This is a genomic window from Candidatus Acetatifactor stercoripullorum (genome assembly GCF_944382095.1).
In the GTDB taxonomy this organism is placed as follows: Bacteria; Bacillota; Clostridia; order Lachnospirales; family Lachnospiraceae; genus Acetatifactor; species Acetatifactor stercoripullorum.
The window spans coordinates 16,614-28,853 of record NZ_CALWMU010000038.1; the positions used below are offsets into that span (position 1 = coordinate 16,614).

Annotated in this window: 12 protein-coding genes and 1 other annotated feature; of the genes, 10 read left to right on the forward strand and 2 right to left on the reverse strand. The window is 50.0% G+C overall.

Annotation, left to right across the window (positions count from 1 at the left end):
* Positions 1-38 precede the first annotated feature (38 nt).
* Both SHK35_RS11185 and SHK35_RS11190 read right to left on the reverse strand, forming a co-directional pair.
* Entirely contained in the window at positions 39-1,064 is a 1,026-nt protein-coding gene (locus SHK35_RS11185; protein ID WP_318709814.1) for a hypothetical protein, read from the reverse strand.
* The gene (locus SHK35_RS11190) at positions 1,006-1,335 is read right to left on the reverse strand and encodes a hypothetical protein (protein ID WP_318709815.1); all 330 of its coding nucleotides are present in this window, start codon (positions 1,333-1,335) and stop codon (positions 1,006-1,008) included. Before SHK35_RS11190 ends, SHK35_RS11185 begins: the two co-directional genes overlap by 59 nt.
* A 237-nt stretch (positions 1,336-1,572) precedes the next feature.
* On the opposite strand from SHK35_RS11190, the gene SHK35_RS11195 reads away from it, so the two are divergent.
* The 10 genes from SHK35_RS11195 (at position 1,573) to SHK35_RS11240 (ending at position 12,161) form a co-directional block, all read left to right on the forward strand.
* A complete protein-coding gene (locus SHK35_RS11195; RefSeq protein ID WP_318705524.1) occupies positions 1,573-1,827 on the forward strand; it encodes a heavy-metal-associated domain-containing protein in 255 nt (84 codons plus the stop codon).
* Between the two features lie 177 nt (positions 1,828-2,004).
* On the forward strand, positions 2,005-3,507 hold the full coding sequence (locus SHK35_RS11200) for a DEAD/DEAH box helicase (RefSeq protein ID WP_330628794.1): 1,503 nt from the start codon (positions 2,005-2,007) through the stop codon (positions 3,505-3,507).
* A gap of 15 nt (positions 3,508-3,522) precedes the next feature.
* Positions 3,523-4,059, forward strand: a complete 537-nt coding sequence (ispF, locus tag SHK35_RS11205; protein WP_318709816.1) for a 2-C-methyl-D-erythritol 2,4-cyclodiphosphate synthase — start codon at positions 3,523-3,525, stop codon at positions 4,057-4,059.
* 65 nt (positions 4,060-4,124) lie between these two features.
* Positions 4,125-5,444 (forward strand): replication-associated recombination protein A, encoded by a 1,320-nt coding sequence (locus SHK35_RS11210; RefSeq protein WP_318709820.1) that lies wholly within the window; start codon positions 4,125-4,127, stop codon positions 5,442-5,444.
* Positions 5,445-5,535: 91 nt separating this feature from the next.
* Positions 5,536-5,777 (forward strand) — a binding site (T-box leader).
* Between the two features lie 119 nt (positions 5,778-5,896).
* Positions 5,897-6,631 carry a serine O-acetyltransferase EpsC gene (gene epsC / locus SHK35_RS11215; protein WP_318705526.1) on the forward strand — a complete coding sequence of 245 codons (735 nt, stop codon included), beginning with the start codon at positions 5,897-5,899 and terminating at the stop codon, positions 6,629-6,631.
* Entirely contained in the window at positions 6,618-8,027 is a 1,410-nt protein-coding gene (gene cysS, locus SHK35_RS11220; RefSeq protein ID WP_318705536.1) for a cysteine--tRNA ligase, read from the forward strand. Before epsC ends, cysS begins: the two co-directional genes overlap by 14 nt.
* Positions 8,012-8,455, forward strand: coding sequence for a Mini-ribonuclease 3 (locus SHK35_RS11225; protein ID WP_318705528.1), 444 nt, complete (start codon positions 8,012-8,014; stop codon positions 8,453-8,455). Before cysS ends, SHK35_RS11225 begins: the two co-directional genes overlap by 16 nt.
* A gap of 62 nt (positions 8,456-8,517) precedes the next feature.
* A complete protein-coding gene (rlmB, locus tag SHK35_RS11230; RefSeq protein WP_318705530.1) occupies positions 8,518-9,258 on the forward strand; it encodes a 23S rRNA (guanosine(2251)-2'-O)-methyltransferase RlmB in 741 nt (246 codons plus the stop codon).
* A gap of 16 nt (positions 9,259-9,274) precedes the next feature.
* Positions 9,275-9,892, forward strand: a complete 618-nt coding sequence (sigH, locus tag SHK35_RS11235; protein WP_318709817.1) for an RNA polymerase sporulation sigma factor SigH — start codon at positions 9,275-9,277, stop codon at positions 9,890-9,892.
* Positions 9,893-9,986: 94 nt separating this feature from the next.
* Positions 9,987-12,161, forward strand: coding sequence for a methyl-accepting chemotaxis protein (locus SHK35_RS11240; RefSeq protein ID WP_318709818.1), 2,175 nt, complete (start codon positions 9,987-9,989; stop codon positions 12,159-12,161).
* Positions 12,162-12,240 lie beyond the last annotated feature (79 nt).

The following is a 12,240-nucleotide window of genomic DNA, read 5'->3' on the forward strand; positions in this document are numbered from 1 at the left end:
GCTTTATTTTTTTGAGGTCGGATAGAGTTAAAGCACTGCTACTTCCTCGCAATGATAGAATCACCGGGAGTTATGAATGGAATTTTACCGCTGGCGGTATACTCGATTCCCAGCTTTTCAAGCTCCACACAAAAAGCCTTCACATATTTGTCCGAAGGGAAATTTTGTTTGAAGTCCAGAAAAAAGAAATTTCCGCAGCAGCTCATGTTGATGCCAAGACCGGTCGTTCCGGAGTTATAAAAGTGAATATCGGAGATATACTGCGCATTCTCACCAAAATTAAATTTCCCAAGATAGCTGACAATGTATGTATTCAGCGACATTCCTTCAAAGAATGACATAATCTTTTGTTTTTCCTCATAGGAGCCCAGGCTGTCCAGCTTGTCTGAGAGTCCTATCATAGCGTTGGCTTCCTTGCGGCAATAGTCCCTGTCACGCTGGGCGGCTAAGAGAGCCCGGTATTCGGCAGCCTGTTCTGTAAGGCTCTTTTGTGAAAACTCTCGGCCATAAGGAAGGATCATGCTTTTCACGCAGTTTTTGAAGGTGTTTTGTGCATCCAGAGCATCCCGCATATCGGCCGCAATATTGGCATTGATCGGCTTGTCGTATTCAGGGTACAGCTTTGTAATTGCACGGCTCATCAACAGCGCAAGCAAAATTACGGGAGTTGCGTTGTTCTTTTTACATACGCTCAGGTACTGGACACTGGGAAGCCTGACCTCGTAACGGTAATTTGTTCTCTCATCCACAGCCACGTTTTCGAGAATTGCGAAAGCATCGCGGGAAAGATTGATAAATTCTTTGTTTTGGTCGAAATCGTATTGCTGCAGAAACGGATCGGCCGTCTCTCCCGGAAGCAGGGGGCTCCCGGCGAGGCGAACGCCTTCCGGCAGCGTTTTTTTGCCATATTTTAAATCGCAGTAGTAATAAATCAGTGTTTCTACAAAGGGCATAATGCCGCGCCCATCACACAGAGCATGGTGGAAGGAGATATAGATTGAATACTCATAATAGGTGATATTGATCAAGTGATATCCGCAGCTGATGTGGCCAAGCCTTGCCAATTCCTTTGTCCTTCTCGACCAGCCTTGTGCTGAAATAGGGATACCGCTTCATGGCGGTCAGCAGCGCCTGATTCAGAAGGGAACCGGTCCCCTTTTTTTGAAAACGGATTTCGATGACCTCGCTCTCCATTCCATACTTTTTGTAAAGATAGCTCTGTCCGGAACGGACTTTTTCATTTTTTCCCTCCGGGGTTGAGCCTGATCGCCCAATCAGCATCTCTTTTTCGTTTCGTTTCATTGCATCGTAAAGATCGTGGAGCAGATTGCTCATATTACATTCACCCACTTTGTCTGACAGATTTTTATGTTTGAAGGTCTTTCTGTACTCAGTATACTGGCGCATTGTTTTTGCAAGTTTAAAAAAATGTTTGAGATTTGTTAAACTGATTATTGAGAATATTATTCAGAAAAGAAAAAGGCGGTGCATTTTTGAGGACTGTCTGCTATAATAAAGTTGTATCAGTAATTGGAAAAATGCTGTCTGTCCCGGCGGACTTGGAGGTGCAGGATGACAAGGACCATATTGCAGATTGACGGAATGGCCTGCGGCATGTGCGAGGCTCATATAAATGATGCGGTGAGAAGGGCATTTCAGGTAAAAAAGGTTTCCTCCTCCCACAAGAAGGGACAGACGGAGATTCTTTCGGAGGAACCTCTGGATGAAGAGAAGCTTAAGAAAACCATAGCGGCCACAGGATATCAGGTAGTTTCCCTACAGGCCGGACCTTATGAGAAGAAGGGCTTTTCCTTTTTTAGCCGCTGAATGATAACTGCTGAATCGAAAAAACGAATTTTCTGCTTGCATTTTTGGGTACGGCATGCTATACTTACATGCAATGTTCAGACAATGATTGGAGAGATCATTAACGAAAATGGATGATTTCTCTTTTTTTGTGTTCCTGCAAAAATGTATAGAAAAAGGAAGGATAAGGAGATTTCAGTGGATAATTTATTGGAAAATTTGTTGGACGAACGTATTTTGCGCGCTATCGATGAGATGGGATTTGAAAAACTTTCTCCCATTCAGGAGCAGGCAATTCCCAGCCTGCTGGCGGGAGAGGACATTATCGGACAGGCGCAGACAGGAACGGGTAAGACGGCTGCCTTTGGCATTCCCGCCATTCAGCGGATAGATCCGGACCTGAAAAAACTGCAGACTTTGATTTTATGTCCTACCAGGGAGCTTGCCATTCAGGCGGCGGAGGAGCTGCGCAAAATTGCAAAGTATATGCACGGCGTGAAAGTCCTTCCTGTCTATGGAGGCCAGGAGATCGGGAAGCAGATTTCCGGGCTTAAGGGAGTACAGATCATTGTAGGTACACCGGGGCGCGTGATGGACCATATGCGGCGGCGCACCATAAAGCTGGACCATGTAAATATGGTGGTGCTGGATGAAGCGGACGAAATGCTGAATATGGGATTTAGAGAGGATATGGAGCTGATTCTTGGACAGATTCCGGGAGAGCACCAGACGGCGCTGTTTTCCGCCACCATGCCAAAGCCCATTCTGGACATAACGGACCGCTTCCAGAAGAACGCAAAGCTGATTCGGGTGGCAGCCAAAGAGCTGACCATCCCCCTTGTGTCTCAGCGTTATTATAAAATTAAAAATTCGGACAAGGATGCGGCCTGCATCCGTCTGCTGGAATACTACCAGCCTAAGCTGTGCCTGATTTTCTGCAATACCAAGCGGAAGGTGGACGAGCTCTCCGAGGTGCTGAAGCGCCAGGGCTATCAGGCGGAGGGGCTGCATGGGGATATGTCCCAGTACCAGCGGGATGCGGTGATGAAGCGTTTCCGCAACGGAAGCACCAATATTTTGATTGCCACGGACGTAGCAGCCAGAGGAATTGATGTGGACGACGTGGAGGCTGTAATTAATTACGATATTCCGCAGGACGTGGAGTATTACGTACACCGGATCGGAAGAACGGGACGTGCCGGAAGAACAGGGCGTTCCTTTACCCTGGCGGCGGGCCGGGAGGTTTACAAGATTCGGGAAATTGAAAGAGTATGCCGTACCACAGTGGAGGAAAGGAAGCTTCCGAGTACGGGCAAGGTGATGAAGGCCAAGGTGTTCAAGCTTTTAGAGCAGGCATGGGAGCTTCACGAGCATGAAGATATAGATTTGATGAAGAAATATCTGCTGCACAAAATGGAGGAGGAAAACTGCGACGCCCTGGACCTGGCTGCTGTGCTGTTAAAGTATCAGGTGGGCGACAGAGGCCAGGAGATAGCAGTGGATGAAGCAGAAAGCCGCCGCTTTGGAAAACGAAAGGGCGCCGGAGAGGACAGAAGAAAAGGAGCCCAAAGAGGCAGAGACAGGGATGCCGCAAGGAGAGATCAGGGCAGAAACGGCAGAAGAGGTGAGGAGCGAAGCAGAGGAAGAAGGGACGAGCGCAAGGGTCTTGGTTTTTCGTTCTCTAAACGGAAAAAAGCGTAGAAAAGAGGTATTCGTATGAGAATTGGAACGGGCTATGACGTGCACAGGCTTACAAAGGACAGAGACCTTATCATTGGAGGGGTAAAGATTCCCTGGGAAAAGGGACTGCTTGGACATTCGGATGCGGATGTATTGCTGCATGCCGTCATGGATGCGCTGCTGGGTGCAGCTGCGCTGGGTGACATCGGCAGTCATTTCCCGGACACGGATCCGGCCTATAAGGGGATTTCTTCCATAAAGCTTTTGGAAAAGGTGGGAGCGCTGCTGACAGAGCATCATTTTCTTGTGGAAAATATAGACGCCACCATTATTGCCCAGGCACCCAAGATGCGTCCCTATATTGACGCCATGCGGGAAAACATCGCAGGAACGCTGGGACTTTCCCTCTCCCAGGTAAATGTAAAGGCTACCACGGAGGAGGGCCTTGGCTTTACGGGACAGGGAGAAGGAATTTCCGCCCAGGCCGTGTGTATGCTCACCAGCCCCTATGACCTGACGGCAAGAGAGCCCTCAGGGGGATGTGAGGGCTGCAGCGGCTGCAAAAGAGTCTGAGAAGCCTTAAAAGCGGATTTCACAAAAGCGGGAAGGAAGGTGCTTTTATGAACCATTCTTCAAATATGGAGCAGATGTCTCTCTTTGACAATCGGAATGAGACCACGCCTCTGGCAAGCAGGCTGCGCCCAAAAACCCTGGAGCATTTTGTGGGGCAGGAGCATCTGCTGGGAGAGGGCAGAATGCTGCGCCAGCTTATTGAGAGAGACCAGATTTCTTCCATGATCTTCTGGGGGCCGCCGGGCGTGGGAAAGACTACCCTTGCCAGCATTATTGCGGGAAAAACCCGCTCCAATTTCATAAATTTCAGTGCGGTGACAAGCGGAATCAAGGAAATCAAAGAGGTGATGGCCCAGGCGGAGCAGAATCGGTTTCTGGGAGTGCGCACCCTGCTGTTTGTGGATGAAATCCATCGGTTCAACAAGGCCCAGCAGGATGCCTTCCTGCCCTTTGTGGAGAAGGGAAGCATTGTGCTGATCGGAGCCACCACAGAGAATCCTTCCTTTGAGATCAACGGGGCGCTTCTGTCCAGGTGCAGGGTCTTTGTGCTAAAGCCGCTGACAAAGGAGAATCTTACCGAATTACTGCATCATGCCCTTGCGGCCAAAGAGGGCTTTGGAGAGCAAAATATAACCATCACAGAAAGACAGCTTGAAGCCATTGCGGCTTTTGCAGACGGGGATGCCAGGACGGCTTTAAATATCCTGGAGATGGCTGTGCTGAACGGCGAAATTCTTTCAGAGGGCGCGATTCGTGTTACCGACGAGGAGCTGGAGCAGTGCATCAGCCGGAAATCCCTTCTCTATGACAAGGCGGGGGAGGAGCATTACAATCTGATTTCCGCTCTTCACAAGTCTATGCGAAACAGCGATCCGGATGCGGCCCTCTATTGGATGTACAGAATGCTGGACGGTGGGGAAAATCCCCTGTACATTGCAAGACGCCTGATCCGTTTCGCCAGCGAGGACATTGGCATGGCGGATTCCCAGGCCCTCACCGTGGCGGTGGCGGCATATCAGGCCTGCCATTTTCTGGGGATGCCGGAATGCGACGTGCATCTGGCCCACGCGGTTACTTATCTGTCCATGGCGCCAAAGTCCAATGCCATGCTGCAGGCTGTGGAGGCATGCAGAAGGGATATGAAGGAAAAGCGGGCCGAGCCGGTTCCCCTGCAGCTTCGCAATGCCCCCACCAAGCTGATGAAAAGCCTTCATTATGGAGAAAATTATGAGTATGCCCATAATGCGAAAGAAAAGCTTACCCGCATGGAATGTCTGCCAGAGTCCATGAAGGGCACAAGATATTATCATCCAACGGAACAGGGCGCGGAAAAGCAGGTGAAGGAGCGGCTTCTTAAAATCAAGGCGTGGAAGGAAGAACGCTAAAATTTAGTTGACAAATTCAGGCTGATTGCATATTCTGTTTATTAGAAAGCTTACCAGAAATTTATAATAAAAATTTATAATAAAAAATAGGAAAAGGGCTGTGAGCGAAAAGAGTACTTTTCCGGTACTGCAAAAGAGAGAGGCCGTCGCTGGCTGAAAGCGGCTTTGGCAGGAGGGGAAGGAAGTGCATTCGTGAGCCGGTCCGGGGAGAGCCGTCTGGCAGGTATCCGGGCCCGTAAGCGTGCGTTAAACGAAAAGAGAGAGGGACAGCCCGGTTTTTGACCGGGAATCGTCCTTAAACAGAGTGGGACCGCGGATAAATTCGTCTCTGGTGTGAGGATACACCGGGATTTATCCGCGGCTTTTGCATATTACGGCCCAAGGGAGGGGTTTGTGCCTGCGCTGCCGCAAACCCGGGATGGGCGGAGTGCGGCGCAGAAACGAGGAGAAATATGGGGATCATTGCAAACATAAAAGAGGAAATCCGGATTATACGAGAGAGAGATCCGGCAATCCACTCCTCTATGGAGGTATTTTTGTATCCCAGCTTTAAGGTGATGATGCACTATCGGCTGGCGCATAAATTGTATAGGAAGAAGCATTTTTTTCTGGCCAGATATATCTCCCAGAGAGGAGTGCGAAAGACCGGGATTGAGATTCATCCGGGGGCTGAGATTGGTAAGGGATTTTTTATTGATCACGGAAATGGAGTGATTATCGGCGAGACCACCGTGATCGGCGACAATGTGACGCTGTACCAGGGAGTGACGCTGGGCGGAACCGGAAAGGAGCACGGAAAGCGCCATCCCACCGTGGGCAATAATGTCATGATCAGCGCGGGAGCCAAGGTGCTGGGTTCCTTCACCATAGGGGATAATTCCAAGATAGGGGCGGGCAGCGTGGTTTTAAGCGAGGTGCCCCCCAATTCCACAGTGGTGGGAGTACCGGGACGAGTGGTGAAGCGCAATAACATGGCCCTTCCCCAGGAGACCATGAACCAGACGGACCTGCCGGACCCTGTGCGGGAGGATATTGCCAATCTGCAGATGGCAAATTCCCAGCTGACCAACCGTCTGCTTGATTTGGAGGCGGAGATAAAGCTGCTGCGAAAAAGACTGCAAAAGGACCAGGAAGAGAAAACGGATCAGAAAGCGGAGGAAAAGAAGAATGAGCATGAAAATCTATAATACGCTGACAAAGAAGAAAGAAGAATTTGTTCCCATAGAACCGGGCAGGGTGAGGATGTATGTGTGCGGCCCCACGGTTTACAATCTGATTCACATTGGAAATGCACGTCCCATGATTGTATTTGATACGGTGCGCAGATATATGGAATATAAGGGATATGAGGTAAATTACGTGTCCAACTTTACGGATGTGGATGATAAAATCATCAAAAAGGCCATCGAAGAGGGTGTGGACGCAGATGTGATTTCCAAGCGGTATATTGAAGAATGCAAAAAGGATATGGAGGCCATGAATGTAAAGCCGGCCACCACCCATCCCCTGGCCACCCAGGAAATTGGAGGCATGCTTGAGATGATCGAAAAGCTCATTGAGACGGGGCATGCCTACAGGGCAGAGGATGGCACCGTGTACTACCGCACCAGAAGCTTTCGGGATTATGGAAAGCTTTCCCACAAAAATCTGGATGACCTGCGGGGGGGAAACAGAACTCTTTTGGTGTCCGGGGAGGATCAAAAGGAGGACCCCCTGGATTTTGTGCTCTGGAAGCCGAAAAAGGAGGGAGAGCCTTACTGGGAGTCTCCCTGGTGCCAGGGACGACCCGGCTGGCATATTGAGTGCTCTGTTATGAGCAAAAAGTATCTTGGGGATGAAATTGATATTCATGCGGGCGGGGAGGATCTGGTATTTCCTCATCATGAAAACGAAATTGCCCAGTCCGAGGCGGCCAATGAAAAGACCTTTGCCAGATATTGGATGCACAATGCTTTTTTGAACATTGACAACCGCAAAATGTCAAAATCCCTGGGAAATTTCTTTACGGTGAGAGAGGTGGGAGAGAAGTATGACCTGCAGGTGCTTCGGTTTTTCATGCTTTCCGCTCATTACAGGAGTCCCTTGAATTTCAGTGCGGAGCTGATGGAGGCGGCAAAAAACGGTTATGAGAGAATTGTGACCAGCGTGGATAATCTGCGCTTTTTGCTGGAAAACGCTGCTAAAGAGGAGGCCAGTGAAGAGGAGGCCGCTCTTTTGAAGGAGGCCCAGGGGTTTGCGCTGAAATTTGAGGAGGCCATGGATGATGATTTCAATACGGCGGATGCCCTTTCCGCTATATTTGAGCTGGTAAAATTTGCAAATACCTGGGCGTCCGATGGAAGCAGCCGGGCGTTTCTGTCCGGGCTTAAGGAGGAAATCGAGCAGCTTTCTGATATCTGCGGCCTTATGGTGAACCGAAAGACACAAATGCTGGAGGAGGACGTGGAGCGGCTGATTCAGGAACGCCAGGCGGCAAGAAAGGCCAAAGACTTTCAAAGAGCGGACGAGATTCGGGAAATGCTGCTGGAAAAGGGGATTATCCTGGAGGATACACGAGAGGGCGTAAAATGGAAGAGAGCGTAAATCTGCTGGGACAAATCAAGAAGCTTTTTGCGTGCGCGGATCAGGATATCAGGACCTATTCGCCTTTGGCGCTGGCCTATATGGGAGATGCGGTGTATGATCTGGTTATCCGCACTGTAGTGGTGGAGCGGGCCAACCGCTCTGCCAACCAGCTGCACAGAGACGCTGTCAAATATGTAAAGGCCAAGGCGCAGGCCGAGATAATACAGGCGCTGCTGCCGGAGCTGACCGAGGAGGAGGCGGCGGTGTACAGAAGGGGCAGAAATGCAAAGCCCCACACCACGGCAAAGAATGCAACTCTGGCAGAGTATAAGACGGCCACAGGCTTTGAGGCGCTTATGGGATATCTGTACCTGACGGACAGGCAGGAGAGGATGCTGGCTTTGATCCACAGGGGAATTGCCCTTGCAGGATTGGATACACTGTAGAGACTGTGGGGAAAGCGCCGGAAAAAGAGCGGAAAGGCAAAGGAGAGAAAGGAAAGAGAACTATGGCGTATCAGGAATTTACCATAGAGGGCAGAAATGCGGTGCTGGAGGCGTTTAGGGCGGGCAAAACCATAGACAAGCTGTTTTTATTGGACGGCTGTAAGGACGGCCCCATTCTCAGCATCAAACGGGAGGCGGCGAAGGGGGACTGCCAGATCAAATATGTGACCAGGGAACGTCTGGACCAGATGTCGGAAACAGGAAGGCATCAGGGAGTGATCGCCGTTGCAGCCGCCTATGAATATGCCCAGGTGGAGGACATGCTTCGGGCCGCAAAGGAGAAGGGGGAGCCTCCCTTTTTATTTCTTCTGGACAATATCGAGGATCCGCATAATCTGGGCGCGATCATCCGCACTGCCAATCTGGCGGGGGCCCATGGAGTAATTATCCCCAAAAACCGGGCTGTGGGACTGACGGCGGCGGTGGCAAGAACCTCCGCAGGAGCTTTGAACTATACGCCTGTGGCGAAGGTGACCAATCTGGCAAAGACCATTGAAGCGCTGAAAAAGGAGGGGCTTTGGTTTGTCTGTGCCGATATGGGGGGAACCATTATGTATCAGCTTGACTTGAAAGGGCCCATCGGTCTTGTGATCGGCAGTGAGGGAGAGGGCGTGGGCCGGCTTGTGAAGGAAAAGTGTGATATGACGGCGGCCATACCTATGAAGGGAAATATTGATTCTCTCAATGCCTCTGTTGCCGCCGGAGTGCTGGCCTATGAAATTGTGAGACAGAGAATGGCGTAAGCCGGGAGGTGTCGTTGTGACAGAAGCGGAGCGATATGGAAATGCCGGGGATGAGGAGCTGATTCTTCGCCTGAGAGACGGAGAGCAGGCTATCATGGATTATATCTGTAATAAGTACAAAAATCTGGTCCGCAGCAAGGCGAAGTCCATGTTTATTTTGGGCGGCGACAATGATGATCTGATTCAGGAGGGGATGATCGGGCTGTTTAAGGCGGTCCGGGATTATGACAGCGGCAGGGATGCCAGCTTTTACACCTTTGCGGATTTGTGCATCAGCCGTCAGATGTATACTGCAGTGCGGGCGTCAGGCAGACAGAAGCATTTTCCCCTGAACAATTATGTGTCGCTGGACAGCGCCCCCGGGCAGCAGGCGGATCAGGAGGAGCTGCGGCTGTTTGAAGCGCTGGCGGCCCGGGCGGAATTAAATCCGGAGGCAGTGTTTTTGGACAAGGAGAGGGTGGCTTATCTGGAAAATACCATTGAAAATGAACTCAGCGCCTTTGAAAAACAGGTATTGGATTTGTATATGACGGGCATGAGCTATACACAGATTGCAAAGGTGCTGGGCCGGGATGAGAAATCCACGGATAATGCACTGCAGCGGTTGAAAGGTAAAATCAGAAGGCGGCTTTGAAAGTCATTGAAGTATTGCCGCAATAGTGGTAAAATGATCATATGATTTGCAGGATAAATAGCTTCTGAAATCGGGAAGGACAGGATTTTCTTCTATGAGTGAAAATAGTAAAAAAGAGAGAAACGTGGAACAAATGAAATCAATTAACAGAAATAAACAAAAGCAGCAAAACAGGCAAAACAAGCAAAAGCAGCAAAACAAGCAAAAGCAGAATAGGGAGAGAATCGCAGTGGGGTTTTTCCGCGGAATTCAATTTAAGCTGATCGCTTCCTTTTTTGTGCCTGTGATCTGCATTGTGGCGCTGGGGGTATCTTCTTATCAAATGGCGGCTAACGCGGTGTTTTCCAGCTATCAAAGCTCTATAGAGCAGACCATGCAGATGGTGGAGGATTATTTGAATCTGGTGCTGGATACAGAGCAGGCAAGCTACAGAAGTTATCTGCAGGATGACGAATTAAAGCGTTATTTTTTAGGGAATATGACAGATGCTGTGGTTTATAAAGGACGGACCACCACGGAATTCAAACGTGCTGTGACAGGAGACGACCTTCTTGCAAATGTGTTTTTTATTTCTCAGAGCGAGGAACCCATTGCAACAGTGGATTTGACCGGAACAGAGGCCTATGAAGCTTTTGTGGCTACACCTCAGGGAGAACTGGCACAGGCCAATGCCACAAAATATCTTTTGTTTGGTAACCAGTCTGATGCGGATGGGGCTTTGGGTGTGGACAGCAGTAAGTATTCCATGCGTCTGGTAAAAAAGATGGTGGACTCCAATGGTTATATGATTATTGACTTTGCCCACAATATTCTGCAGGACAGCCTGGGAGCGTTAAATGTGGGGGAAGGTACATATGTAGGATTGGTGACTTGTGACGGCGGGGAATTTTTGATGGAGAACGGACAGGTCATTGAACAGGAAGGAAAGGTGTTCTCGGGACAAGATTTTTACCAGAATGCGGTTTCTGCGCTGTCAGCAGGAGGAGATGCCACAGCCGGCTTAAGCCAGGTGTCATACAACGGCAGCGATTACCATTTCTTCTACAGGGCGCTGGGAGACAGGGAGGCAGTGATCGCCGTGCTGGTTCCGGACAGCCAGATTCTGGCGCAGGCCGCAGATATCCGCCGCCTGACAGTTATCATTTCCGTGGCTGCAGTTATAATTGCCCTTGCCCTTGGCAGCGTTTTGGCAAAAAGCTTTGGCGGAACCATCCGTAAAATTGTAAAGTGCCTGAAGAAGATATCCGACGGCGATCTGACAGTGGAAATCCAGTCCAGAAGAAAGGATGAATTCAGGCTTCTGACGGAGGGGATTTCAGGCATGGCATCCCATATGAAAAAGCTGCTTACCAATGTAAAGGAGGTCAGCGGAGAACTGACGACGGCAGCGGCAGAGGTATCGGAGTCCTCGGAAATGTTTATGGATACCTCCAAAAACATTAAGGATTCCATCCAGGAGATTGAAAAGGGAGTACAGCTTTTAGACAAGGATTCGGCGGACTGCTTAAACCAGATGGATGGGCTTTCCTCCAAGATTACAAGCGTAACGGACAGCGCAGCACAGATATTGAAGATGACGGACGCCGCAGAGGCTTGTATTGCACAGGGTATGAATGCTACGGGAGAACTTACCTCCAGCGCGGTTTCTACTACCAGAATTACGGGAGAGGTAATCGGCGCCGTGGATGAGCTGGAGCAGAAAACCCGTTCTATTGGCCAGATCGTGGAAGTAATTAATGAAATTGCTTCCCAGACCAATCTCCTGTCCCTGAATGCGTCTATTGAGGCTGCCCGGGCGGGCGCCAGTGGAAGAGGCTTTGCCGTAGTGGCCGAGGAAATCCGAAAGCTGGCGGATCAGTCTCTTACGGCGGCAGGTGAGATTGCCAAAATTATTCAGGAAATGATTCAAAATACCGGAAAGGTGTCCGAGATTGCCAAGGAGGCGGAAAGCGTGGTGGCTACCCAGTCGGATGCGGTGAATGCAACCATAGATTCCTTCCGGGAGATTGAGAGACAGGTGTCGGGGCTGCTGGAAGCCTTGCAGCTGATTAACGACAGCGTAAAGGATATGGACAGCGACCGCTCGGCGACTCTTGGCTCTGTGGAAAGCATTTCTTCAGTTTCCGCACAGACGGCTTCCTCTTCCATGGAGGTATACGGCGCTGCAGACAAGCAGCTGGAGGCTGTTACAAGACTGGAGGATGCTTCAGAGCAGATGCAGAAGAGAGCGCTTCAGCTGAGCGATACACTGAAACAGTTTAAACTGTAAAAAGCTGAAGTGAAAAGTTTATTCCCACTTTGAAAGCTGCGAAAAGAAAAGTGGCAATTACTCTTACAAAAATGAGTGA

What these genes read in the sequence shown, in the direction of transcription:
- SHK35_RS11190 (WP_318709815.1), bottom strand. Translation starts at nt 1,335, where the DNA reads ATGAGCAATCTGCTCCACGATCTTTACGATGCAATGAAACGAAACGAA.
- cysS (WP_318705536.1), top strand. Translation starts at nt 6,618, where the DNA reads ATGAAAATCTATAATACGCTGACAAAGAAGAAAGAAGAATTTGTTCCC.
- SHK35_RS11240 (WP_318709818.1), top strand. Translation starts at nt 9,987, where the DNA reads ATGAGTGAAAATAGTAAAAAAGAGAGAAACGTGGAACAAATGAAATCA.
- ispF (WP_318709816.1), top strand. Translation starts at nt 3,523, where the DNA reads ATGAGAATTGGAACGGGCTATGACGTGCACAGGCTTACAAAGGACAGA.
- SHK35_RS11210 (WP_318709820.1), top strand. Translation starts at nt 4,125, where the DNA reads ATGGAGCAGATGTCTCTCTTTGACAATCGGAATGAGACCACGCCTCTG.
- SHK35_RS11195 (WP_318705524.1), top strand. Translation starts at nt 1,573, where the DNA reads ATGACAAGGACCATATTGCAGATTGACGGAATGGCCTGCGGCATGTGC.
- rlmB (WP_318705530.1), top strand. Translation starts at nt 8,518, where the DNA reads ATGGCGTATCAGGAATTTACCATAGAGGGCAGAAATGCGGTGCTGGAG.
- SHK35_RS11225 (WP_318705528.1), top strand. Translation starts at nt 8,012, where the DNA reads ATGGAAGAGAGCGTAAATCTGCTGGGACAAATCAAGAAGCTTTTTGCG.
- epsC (WP_318705526.1), top strand. Translation starts at nt 5,897, where the DNA reads ATGGGGATCATTGCAAACATAAAAGAGGAAATCCGGATTATACGAGAG.